This is a genomic window from Tabrizicola sp., assembly GCF_041911175.1.
In the GTDB taxonomy this organism is placed as follows: domain Bacteria; phylum Pseudomonadota; class Alphaproteobacteria; order Rhodobacterales; family Rhodobacteraceae; genus Tabrizicola.
Map to the genome: position 1 here is coordinate 1 of NZ_JAYRPN010000019.1, position 2461 is coordinate 2461.

At 68.2% G+C, this 2461-nt stretch carries 2 protein-coding genes; one reads left to right on the forward strand and one right to left on the reverse strand.

Annotated features, from left to right (window positions below):
- On the reverse strand, window positions 1-589 hold a 589-nt coding region (locus ACE3P6_RS02855), incomplete at its 3' end, for a Crp/Fnr family transcriptional regulator (protein WP_374391450.1).
- 459 nt (window positions 590-1048) lie between these two features.
- On the opposite strand from ACE3P6_RS02855, the gene ACE3P6_RS02860 reads away from it, so the two are divergent.
- Window positions 1049-2461: glucan biosynthesis protein (locus ACE3P6_RS02860; protein WP_374391452.1), on the forward strand; the 1413-nt coding region annotated here is incomplete at its 3' end.

A 2461-nucleotide genomic window follows, 5' to 3' on the forward strand; every position in this document is an offset into this window, starting at 1 on the left:
CCCGGCTCAGGCTTTCGGGCTTCATGCCCAGGCGGCCGGCGATTAGCACCTTGTCGTAGGGCAGCGTCACCTCGCATCGCCCCTCGTCGCAGCGCGCAAGCTCCAGCAGGAACTCCGCCACCCGCTGCGCCCCGGTCTGCGCCTTCAACTGCTCCACCTGCGCCACGAGGCTGTGCAGATGCGCGAAGGTTGCGGTCAGGATCGAGACGGCGATCTGGGGATTGCTCTCGATCAGCCGCAGCACGGCGTCGGCCTCGATCCGGATCAGCTCGCAATCGGTCGCGGCCTCGGCGGCCACCGGATAGACGTCGTGGCGGAAGGCCACGGCCTCGCCGAAGCTGTGCCCGCGGGTGAAGACACCGACGACCGCCTCGGCCCCGCTCGGCGCGACGCGGTAGAGCTTCACCCAACCGCTGACGACGATGTAGATCGCGGTGGCCCGCTCGCCCTGCAGGAAGATCGTCGCGCCGCGGTCGAAGCTGCGCACCCGCGCCCAGGCCAGCACCTTTGCGGCGACCTCGTCGCCGGTCCCCGCGAGAAGCAGCGACTTCCGTGCGATCGCCTCGTGTTCAGGCGTCAACTGTGCCATTCAAGCCACCTCGTTTCGCCGTCACTGCCACAGAAGGCCCCGAGCCGCCAGCCTTGATGCGCCGCGCGGACGAGTTTGCCGCAGCCGCCCGCCCAAGCCGGCAGGCCGGCCGGCGGGAGCCAGCGCGCCGGCATCGGCCCCGCAGCCGCCCGTCGCCGAGCCGGGATGCCCGTTTTTTCATCAGCCAGCAGAAACCCGCCGACCAGGCACGGCCGGAATCGGCAAGGAATCCCGCCCCGCTTCGCCGGAAAGCCGATTTTGCACTCGCAGCATCTTCAAACCCCTTGCGAAATCCCCAGATGCCATGTGAATGCGCACACGAGGCCCCTGGAGTGAGTCGGCCCGCGGCTAGCCGGTTGTAAACAAAGTCAAATGATCCCCCCTGCGATCCCAAGCGCGTCGCCCACGCGGCGCCGGTTTCTGGCTGCTGCGGCAGCCTCCGTCTGCCTGCCTGCGCTGATGCCCGCAATCCGCGCCTTCGCCCAGGAGACGGGCGCCACGCCGTTCAGCTTCGATCTTCTGACCGAAGAGGCCCGGGCCCGCGCCGCAAGCCCAGCACCCGAGGCCGAGGCAATTCCGCAGGTCTTCGCCGAGATGACCTATGACGACTACAATTTCATCGCCTACCGGCCGGCCCGGGCGCGATGGAATGCGCCCGACATCACCTGGCGGATGATGCCCTTCCACCTTGGCTGGCTGTTCAAGGAACCGGTGCATCTGTTCGAGGTGGTCGACGGCATGGCCGCCGGGATGACCTTCACCACCGACGATTTCGAATACCGCCACCGACTGAAGGGCATGGTTCCGCCGGGCACCGCGCTTCCCGGGGTGGCGGGGTTCAAGCTGACCCATCCGATGAACCGGGGCGACAAGATGGACGAGGTGATCTCGTTCATCGGGGCGAGCTATTTCCGCGCGCTCGGCCTTGGCAACGCCTACGGGCTGTCGGCCCGCGGCCTGGCGATCGACAGCGGCCTGCCCAAGGCCGAGGAGTTCCCCCGTTTCAGCGGCTTCTGGATCGAGAAGCCTGCGGCCTGGGCCGACACGATGACCGTCTACGCCGCGCTCGACAGTGCCAGCGTGACCGGCGCCTACCGCTTTGTCATCACCCCCGGGGTGGAGACCACGGTCGACGTCACCGCGCGGCTCTTCTTCCGCAGCGACATCGAGCAACTGGGCGTGGCGCCGCTGACCTCGATGTTCCTTTTCGCCGACATCAACCGCGGCGACTATGACGACTACCGCCCCCGGGTGCACGACAGCAACGGGCTGAGGATCGTGCGTGCGGACGGCGATGTGATCTGGCGCGCGCTCGACAACCCGCAGGCGCTCTCGTCCTCCTACTTCGCCGAGACCGCGCCGCGCCGGTTCGGCCTTCACCAGCGCGGCCGCGACTTCGACGACTACCAGGACGCCGGCGCGCGCTATGACCTGCGCCCCTCGGTCGACATCGAGCCGGTCGGCGACTGGGGGTCGGGCAAGATCCGGCTTTTCGAACTGCCGACCGCGGTCGAGGTTCACGACAACATCGGCGCCTTCTGGGTTCCCGATACGCCGATCAAGGCCGGCGATGCGCACGAATTTGCCTACCGGATGCACTGGGGTCGGCTGGAACCGGACTATGCCGACGACCGCGCCGTCGTCTGGGCCACCCGCGGCGGCATCGGCGGCCCGGCGGGGCTTGAAAACCCGCCCGACTCGCGCAAGTTCGTCGTCGACTTCAAGGGCGGGATGCTGGGCCGCCTGCCCGAGGACGACGCAGAGGTGAAACCGGTGCTGACGATCAACGGCGGAAAGGCCGATGTCACCACGCTGTCCAAGCTGCCCGGCAGCGACGTCTGGCGCCTGGTCGTCGATGTCGCCTCCGAGTCC